A 9,397-nucleotide genomic window follows, 5' to 3' on the forward strand; every position below is an offset into this window, starting at 1 on the left:
TACTAGTTTGGCAGTTTTTGTTTTATGAATGGAGGAAGACGCGTATGCGATTAAACAGGATTGCGCTCTACTTCGCCCTCTTATTGACGGCGATCGCTCATACACAACAGCACGCCCAAAAGGGCCCCGGCGCGGAGACGACCCTGCCCGAGTCTCGGTCCATCCGCGATTTCAAGCCGGGCGCGTTTCGGTCTGTCTCACCTTCGTTCGATCTGCCCGCAAACCTCGCCGTCAAATCGGACGGCTCATCCTCCTGGGCGCCCGAGATGGCCGAAGACGAGGCCGTCGGGCCGGAAGTTCAGAACTCCTACCTCTATCGAAACTTTGCCGGACTGGAGCGCAACGGACAGCTCTACTCAGACCTCGGATTGGCGGTTGGGCAAAACCACATTGTCGCCGTCAACTCGGGCGGCTGGGGCATTTACAACAAGCAAGGCGAAAGACTCTTCTCCGCCAACTATAACGACTGGTTTCAATCGACAAACGAATTCTTTTCGCCGCGCGCCTTTTTCGATCCGTATAGAAGCCGTTACGTCGTTGCCTTAGCCCGACGCCAGGTCAGCCAGCAGCTTTCGTTCTGGACGTTTATGATTTCTAAGAACCATAATCCGAGCAGCGCTCCCGAGGATTGGTGGATCTACAATACGAACGCCCGCCTCAATAGCTTCACCGATTCCCCGCAATGGGCGGCGGACTGCTCGATCGGCTACGATAGGGACGCCTTCTTCATAGGAGGCAACATTAGGGAGTGGGGCGGGACTCAAACCTTTAAGTTCTTCAAGTTTCGTATATTCGAGAAGTCGCTGATCTACCGGGGCGACCCCTTGGTCTGGTACGACCTCTGGGACTTTCGATGGAACGGTCAGACCACGCTCAACATGGTTATGACTCAATCCGGTACTTATGCGCCGGGCGAGCCGACCTTCATGGTCAGCTCTTTTGAGACGGGCGGCAATCAGATTATTCTCTGGCGCATTACGAACGTGTTGGACTGGAGATTCCATCCGGGCGTATTTCCCGAAGCCATCCAGGTCGGCAGTTATTTTCCGCCTGGATTAGCGAGCGAACCGACCCGACAAAACCTCATCGACATTCAGGACGCGCGCATCCATGAGAAGGCGGTCTATCGCGACGGCGTTCTAGACTTTGCCCAGCATGTCCGCGCGCAGTTTGGCGGCGGCCCAAACGAAGTAGCGCTCAAGATATATCGCTTGAACGTAGCCAACTCGCCCGCAACGGTCGTGCGCGATGTGATCTTTGGCGCTGCGGATTACGACTGCTTCTACCCATCGCTCCACCATACGTCTAACGGCGACGTCTTTGTCGTCTTCGGACGCTCCTCTCACGCCAACAGCGAGATGATAGGGATGAGAACGCTCGCATGGCGGGGCAACGTTCGCGAATCGGCCAGCCGATTGGTGAAAGCGGGCGAAGGCATCAGCAACAAAACGGTCTGGGGCCGCTACTTTGCCGTACAGCCGGACCCGTGCGACGGCTACGCCACGATATGGACCTTTGGTCAATATGCGTTAGAGAACAACTGGGGCACCTGGATCGCCGAAACGAGCAACAAATACCCCACTCGCATCGAGGAAACGAACTTCGAAGGCGCGATCGGCGAGACGATCACCTTTAGAGCCAGACTTTTCAGAGCCGATACCGATCAACCGATCGCCGGTCGCTCGGTCAGCTTCTTTGTGGACGGCCTGCAATTGGCTACGACGACGACGGATGACCAAGGTTGGGCTGAGATAGACTACGCTATACCGACGAACTTCCCGCTTGGCGATCACGCGCTAAGAACCGAGTTCGAACGGTGCGCTCCGGATTACAACTTCTCGACGGCCAACTCGACGTTCACTGTGCGCAAGGCGGATACGGCGATTATCGTCGAGCCGATCAACGCGCACATCGGACAAACGATTACCATCCAGGCGCGGCTGATGCGATTGAGCAACAACCTGCCTATCTCCGGGCGAGGCATCGCGTTCACCCTCGCCGGCCAGTCGCTCGGCACCCTGTTTACCAACGCGGACGGCATTGCGTCCGTTACCTATCCTGTGCCCGAGGGCGGCGGCCTTGGCGAAAAGGCGCTCGGCTTTGCCTTTGCCGGGGACGACCGACACAACCCTTCAGAAGCTTCTACGACCCTCACAGTGCGCAAAGCGCAAACGAGCATAGAGGCAGTTGACATTGTGGGCGCCGTCGGCGAAACGATCACCTTTGCCGGAACGCTGACCAGAGAAGGCGATAATCGAGGCATCAACGGTCGGCCCGTGGTCATCGCGATCGACGGATCGACCTTCGGAACGCTCTTTACCAACTCGAACGGACAGATCAGCATTACCTATCGACTGCCCGAATCGAGCGTGCCAGGCGACAAAGTTTTGACCTACACCTTTGCTGGCGACGGAGTCTACGAATCGACGGTCGCGACCAAGACCCTAACGATCAATCCCTCGGACACAACGCTGACCGTCGAAAATGCCGAAGGCGCAGCGGGAGACACGGTTTCCATTCGCGCAACGCTGACTCGCAATTCCGACGGGGCCGGAATCAGCGGCCGACCGTTGCAGATATTTGTCGGCGATGTCGGCTACGGCACAATGTTCACAACGTCCACCGGCTTGGCTACAAGAGCCTTCGTCATCCCCCAGTCGCTGCCCCCTGGAGCCAACGAGATACGCATCGTCTTTGCGGGCGAAGCGGTTTATCTGCCAAAAACATCGACGGGAACCCTGACCGTTACCCGAGTGGCCTCCCGCATCCTGATGACCGGCCAAACCGTCGTGCCGGGCCAGACGACGACCCTCAGCGCCACCTTGCAACAGAGCGGCAACCAACAGCCTTTGGAGGGCAAGACGCTGACCTTTCTGGTTGCGGGCAATGTGGTCGGTACAGCAGTAACCGGCAGCAACGGCACAGCATCGTTGCCCTACTTGGTGCCCGAATCGCTCGGCATCGGCGATCGCGCGCTCCGTGCCGAGTTCGCGGGCGACGGTCCCTATGATCCCTCGTTTGCAACCGCCACCCTTAGCATTACCAAAGGCGCAACGAGCCTGGCCGTCCCCAACGTCAACGGCGTCGTTGGCCAGCGAGTCAACCTGACCGCTCGCCTGACCCGCAATGTAGACAACACGCCGATCGTGGGCCGCGCCGTCGCTTTCACAGTGAATGGAGTCTCGCTAGGATCGGGAGTCACCGACGCAGACGGCATCGCGACTCGCGAATACGGCATATCCGAAGGCGCCGGGATAGGCAATCGGACTATCGGCGCCTCCTTTGCGGGAGATACGCACTACTTTTCTTCTTCTAACTCCGGCACGTTGACGGTCGGCCCCTCCCCCGTTACCATCGCTGTGCCCGAACGAGCCGGTTCGGTCGGCGACACCGTCAGCATCAGCGCCACGCTCAGGCGCGCAAGCGACAACGCCGCGCTCAACTTTAGGCTCTTGACCTTCAAAGTGAACGGCCAGACAATCGGAACGGCGTTCACCAACCCGCAGGGCCATGCCGAGCGAACCTACACGATCACTGAAACCACGCCCTTTGGCAACGTGCCGATCGAGGTCTCGTTTGCCGGAGAAACGGCCTATCAGGCTGGAGTAGGAAACGGAGTTCTATCGGTTACCGGCATCGGAACCGCAATCGAAGCGGAGCCTGCCGCCGGAATGGTCGGCCAATCCGTTCAACTGCAAGCGACGTTGCGTCGAACCGACACCAACGCGCCCATGTCGGGCCGTTCGATCAAGTTCTTCATAGGGACTCTCGAAGTCGGAGAGGTCGATACGGATGTTGATGGAATCGCCACCAAGACGATCGCGATCCCGGACAGCGTGGGTTCGGGCGATCTGACATGGACGGCGAGATTTGTCGGCGCCGGAGCCTTTCTGCCTGCCGAGGACGATGCGATCCTAACGGTTCAAAAAGCGCCGACAACCCTGACGCTGCCCAATCACACTGGGCAGTTAGGTGTTCCGGCAACAATTCGCGCAACGCTGCTTCGATCGAGCGATTCGGAACCGATCGTAGGTCGAGAGGTGATCTTCGCGTTCAATGGTCAGCCGGGCACTCCCAGTTTTACCAATGACGACGGCGTTGCATCGGTCCAGATCCCGATTCCGCTCGATCTGCCGATGGGCGACTATCCCATTTCGGCTCAGTTTGAGGGCGATGACGCCTATCTCGCTTCAGACGCCGCTGCGCTCTTAACGGTTGGCCGCGCCGTCAGCGAGATCATCGTTCCAACGGTCGAGTCGTCCCCTGGCCAACAGATCATGATTGGGGCGACGCTTCAGCGAGAACAGGACGAAGCGCCCTTGGCGGGCCGAGCGTTGGCGTTCCGCGTGAACGGCAATCCGATCGGTCAAGCGGTAACGAACGAGAGCGGATTCGCATCCGTCCCGTTCTATGCGACCGAGGGCATGGGCATCGGTCCCAAGCCAATCGAGGTCGTCTACCTGGGCGATGCCTTCACCCTGCCGTCCACCGGGCACGGCACGCTGAACAACAATCGCGCCCCCGTCTCCATCGAGGTGCAAAGCGCCATCGCCTCCGCCGGCCAAAATGTGGGTCTGATAGCCCGGCTCCGGCGAGCGACGGACAACATCGTGCTGAACAATCGCCTGTTAGAGTTCTATTTGGACGGCCAATTGGTCGGCACGGCGACCACCAACGCGAACGGATTTGCGTCGGTAACCGCACACATTCCGCCGGAAACAGCGTCAGGCCAACAAACGATCGAGGTTCGTTTTGCGGGGGACCATGCCTATCAACCGGGCGCTGGACAAGGCGTTCTCACCATTCGACAGCGGGCCATTCTGACGGCCGAACCGGCATTGATGCGGCTCGGCGGAGAAACGACCCTGCGCGCAACCTTGCGCTCGGCAACCGACGATCAGCCGATCGAGGGCGGTCGCATTTACTTCACCGTGGGCGACTTTGGCTTCGATCCAGTCGAGACCGATGAGAACGGCGTGGCTGAAGTAACCTTCGTCGTGCCGCTGGACGCCGAACTCGGGCCAACCTTCGTCTATGCGCAGTTTGAAGGCAGCAACGAGTACACCGAGACGTTTGACATTGCGAGCGCCGAGATTCGACGGCCTTTGGTTCGTCTGACGATGAACTTGGAGGGCCTTGCAAGTTCGCCCGAGGGACTGACGGCCCGAGTTCGCGTCGGCAAGAACGGCGATTCCTACGTTTATGAAGGCGCTCTCGACGCTCAAAGCGTCTTCGCGTTCGAAAGCGACATCGTTGGAGACGGCACGAACATAAGCGGTGTGGTCGTGAACGGAAGCTGGCTCAGGTTAAAACTGCTCGATCAGTCGATAGCGGGCGTAACCGAACTCCAGATGTTCTTGCCCAACGGCGACATCAATGGCGACGGCGCGATCGACGACATCGACCTAGCGATGCTGCTTGAGAGCTTTGGCCAGACCGGTGGCGCCGCCGACATCACCCGCGACGGCACGGTGGACGATGCGGATCTCTCGCTGTTGCTCAACAACTTCGGCCTGGTCGGCGACGGGGAGTAGCCCCCGCCACCGACCGGCTGACTACTGTGTACGGCGGTCCTTGTATGTGATTCGCTCTGAACGTTCGTTAAGTTTTGACTGCGCATCCACTATCCAGGCGGTTGCCGTCTGCTTCGAGAAAGTGGCGAAACGGTATCGCTTGACAAGCTTAGGAGAACCCATTGGTATCTCGACGTCGCCTTCGGCAGCAATGGAGAATCCGTCCTCGTTGCGCAATTCGCCTCGAGTCGCAAAAGTGTACGCTGGTTCGCCGGTTATTGCACCAATATAGAACTTGCCTCCAACCGCAAGGTATTCGCGCGAAGGATCCAGATCGAGAATCCACGTGCCGGTCTGGCCTAATCGATCCTTGCCCGATGCAACTGCTCTGAGCAGACCGCCTTGCAAGTTGGTTACGCTGGTTACTTCGCTGACGAGGCGTGTAAACCCGCGGCCGGTCGCCATGCAGGCTTGATCGAAGGGGTAGTGATAGAGCGGGCTTTGCAGGTCTGCCTGCTCGATTGAGCTATACGGGATCTTCTCATCGATCGTACCATCGGATTTGACAACAATCGGTTGGGTGTCCTCCCGCCATGCGTTCAGGCTGGGAAGCGACAGAGTCCATTGGCTCAGTAGGCGCGGAAGGACCAGATTTCCATCGTCGTCGTGTTCTCGAAAGGGCTGGCCGTACCCGGTTGTGCTCGGCGGCACATGATGAGGCCCCCCGATCATCTTGGTCGATACAATGGAGCACGCAAAGCCGCTTGGCTGGCTCGTTAGGCGGATGTCCGCCAGATTTCGGCCTTGGTCTGGGTGCGCAATCGAGAGCGGCAAGTCTACGGCGCCGGCAATCGAAAAGCTTTCGAACTTCTTGTCAGCGGCATTTAGAGCCGACATCACGTCGCTGGCCGAAAGTTGGCAAACTGCCCAACCAAACGGCGCTAAAGCCAACAGCGTAAGTACCGGTTTCATCTTCTTCCTCCTGTGTCGGGTTTGTATCGTTAGTCGCAAGTGCACTCAAACGTGCCGGTGATGTTTTGTATCTCGAGATAGGGGCCTTGGCAGTTGACAGATTGCTTGGCAGCGAATCTGTTGAGGCGCCAGCGCGCACGTGTCGCATCCCACGTAGGGATTAAAGAACGTATACAAGTCAGGATCTGCGTTACAATTGCCTGCGCCCAGGTCGCGAATATAGATCTTTCCGCCGTCAGCGGCAGCTTCCCACTGAGCCTTACACTTGTTGACTGTGCCTAGAGGATGATAGTCGCATGTCGCTATGCGTCGTTCGGTTACGGCACAGTACCTATCCGAACAGGATTGCGTGCCGACTTCGTACTTACAACCAGCAATTGCAACGTCGACCTTGCGGCAATTGTCGCAGATCGGGTCCGCGCTGCCCTCCGAGGCGATGGCCATTAGCAGGCGGAGAATCGTGTCGAAGCGCTCAACATCGGATTGCAATGTCGATGGTGTTTCGACTGCCGGCTGCTGGCAAAAACTCAATGCAGCTGCGACAACGAACAAAGCGCTACTGAGAATGCGCATCTTAACCCCCCCCCCCGCGCGTTTAGCGAGAGGCTCGATCGATGCGTTTTTCTCAATCATTATACACGCATTTTGCGAAACTGTCAACCCTCTTCGTTGAAACTTTTCGTTGTAGCCAATCGCCGGCGGGTACAATTTTTGTCCCATTATGCAAGCCGCGACGCAGGACGAGAGCGTATCCGAATGTATCGCCCGGCTCAAAGGAGAGATGGCCGATGCGACTTTGCTCGCCTTGGGCCAGACCGTCTTTTGGGACGAGCCGATCAAAGGCGCCCTGCTGTCCGCGCTTAAAGCCCATGACGCCCCTAACCGCATGATCTTTGGCGTCCACGATTCTGATTACTTTGCCAAGCTTCCGGGACTGATCGAAGAAGAAGGCGCCCCCTTTAGAATGTTGCCCCACAACGACGGATCGACCCGGAACCTTTGGTCTGCCGCAGGCGAGATTTCCCAACTGTTCGGAAGCGAAACGGTACCGACTCGAAGCCGATTTGTAGCGGCGGGCGTGCCGGTCGAAAAGATCGCGCCTTTCTATCCCGGCGGTCGAGAGGCGTTGATAGAAGCGATGACCGAGGCGTGGGGCTGGCGGGGATTAGTCTATGCCCGCAAGCGCAACCCCATCGTGCACGATGTGGAAACCAGCGAAGCCATAGAGGCGCTGGTCGAACTGCTGCGCTGGGGCTTTGACGGCACGATCGAGATGATTGTGGACGCCGATCGGCGCGAGGAAGCGAAGAAACGCGCCGACATGATCGTGCAGAGGGGTCGCGACCATTCGGCGGCTACGCTTTCAGACCTCTATCAGGCCCTCTATCGCGACATCTTAGATTGGCTGGCACTGGACTGTTCTCCAGAGATCGACAGCACCTTGAACCTGTTGCGCTTTCATACCGGCACGGCTTCCCTGGCGCGATTCCGATTGTTGGACCTGTTTTTGCAACCCCGTTCGCGCCAAGCGTGCGAGGATGCTTACAACGACTCGGTCAAGGGAGCGGAAACCTACACGCTGGACAAGTTCGGCGAGGGCGCGATTCCCTTCGACCTGATCGTGCCTAAGGTCGGGCGAGGCACCCTATGCGCCCATTCCCGCTATCTGACGGTGCAGACGCCGGACCCCATCGTGCTGCGATTGCCCAAGCCTCTGGAGAGCGCTGCAGAACTGGCCGAGGCGATAGAAAACGAGTTCGGTCAGTCCGCTTCGATAGTCGGCAAGGCGATCGCCTTCGTGCCGCAAATGGCGGCCGAGTTCGTCTTCGTGATGAACGAGCGCGGATCCGGCTACGTTCACCGTTCGGCGCAGTTCTGCCAGAAGATCCGCGAGGCTGGGATCGATTTTGCGCCCCATCCCATCTTGCGAGTCGAGTTCTCGGCCTGGGATTCGATCTCTGCCGAAAGTATCTGGCTGAGGCTGCCAGAACATTTGGCGGCGGCGTTCGGCCAGCGCGAGGTCTGTACGCCCTCGTTGGCTCAGCGATGGCGGGCGGTCGTGCAACAACAGCGCGATCTTTTGGACGAGATCAAACAAACGCCGAAAGCGCGAGACCTGCTCAGCCTGTTAGACCGCCGCGTCGGCGGCTCGTGGCGCATCATGTCGGAGGAGTACGACCGGTTGCAAAAAGCGCTGGAGGCCATTCACGATCAGGCGACCGTGATCCAGGAGCAAGCGCGGGAGACTTTGGCTCAGATTAAGGAGAAGAAGGCAGAACTTCAGACGATCCAACTCGAGAAGGGACGCCACTTTCGCGCGCATTTCCTACCGCTGCGCGATCAGCTTCATGCGCTTTATGCCGAGGGTCGCAAGGACGATCCGGCGGCAGGCAAGATATTGGATCAGATGGAACAGTATGGCAAGGCTCGGCAACAGTTCGACGTGCGGTTTGACGATGCGCAGGGCGATATTGGCGAGTTAAGACTGCGGCTACAGGAACTGGCGGCCAAACGGCTGGAACTGGAGCGCAGCCACGAAACCCAGCGACTAAGACAACGGGTACGGCAGATCGAGCGGGAGGCCGAACTGGCGCGGATGGCTCTGGTCAGAAACGCGATCTTAACCTCCGAAGGTTTGGAACTGACGAACAACCGCCCGGCGGCCTGGTGGTTCTTGCTGGCCTCTCCATCGGGCGCCTGGTTCCGCGAAGCCTCTCGCGGAATCCGATTGCGCTTCGAAGCTCTTTAGGGCAAGATTCGTACTCAGTTTTGTGCTACATTTCGAAAAAATCCCGTTCGGCGCGACAGGCCATGCGGGAGGGCGAGCGTCCAATCCGTCTCAATGGCGAACATCGGTCTATCTCGGGCGATTGTGCCCCTCCCCTGTATCCCCTCCCCAAACTCTGGCGAGT

General features: G+C 58.6%; 3 protein-coding genes. 2 read left to right on the plus strand and 1 reads right to left on the minus strand.

Annotated features, from left to right (window positions below; translation table 11 throughout):
• Nucleotides 1-44 precede the first annotated feature (44 nt).
• Nucleotides 45-5,534 (plus strand): Ig-like domain repeat protein, encoded by a 5,490-nt coding sequence (locus tag HUU60_12060; GenBank protein ID NUL83436.1) that lies wholly within the window; start codon nt 45-47, stop codon nt 5,532-5,534.
• Between the two features lie 21 nt (nt 5,535-5,555).
• On the opposite strand, the gene HUU60_12065 is transcribed toward HUU60_12060, so the two are convergent.
• On the minus strand, nt 5,556-6,485 hold the full coding sequence (locus tag HUU60_12065) for a hypothetical protein (protein NUL83437.1): 930 nt from the start codon (nt 6,483-6,485) through the stop codon (nt 5,556-5,558).
• 721 nt (nt 6,486-7,206) lie between these two features.
• Between HUU60_12065 and HUU60_12070 the strand changes: the two genes are divergently transcribed.
• The gene (locus HUU60_12070) at nt 7,207-9,234 is read left to right on the plus strand and encodes a hypothetical protein (GenBank protein ID NUL83438.1); all 2,028 of its coding nucleotides are present in this window, start codon (nt 7,207-7,209) and stop codon (nt 9,232-9,234) included.
• The last annotated feature ends 163 nt before the right edge of the window (nt 9,235-9,397 follow it).

This window comes from Armatimonadota bacterium (assembly GCA_013359125.1).
In the GTDB taxonomy this organism is placed as follows: Bacteria; Armatimonadota; Fimbriimonadia; order Fimbriimonadales; family GBS-DC; genus JABWCR01.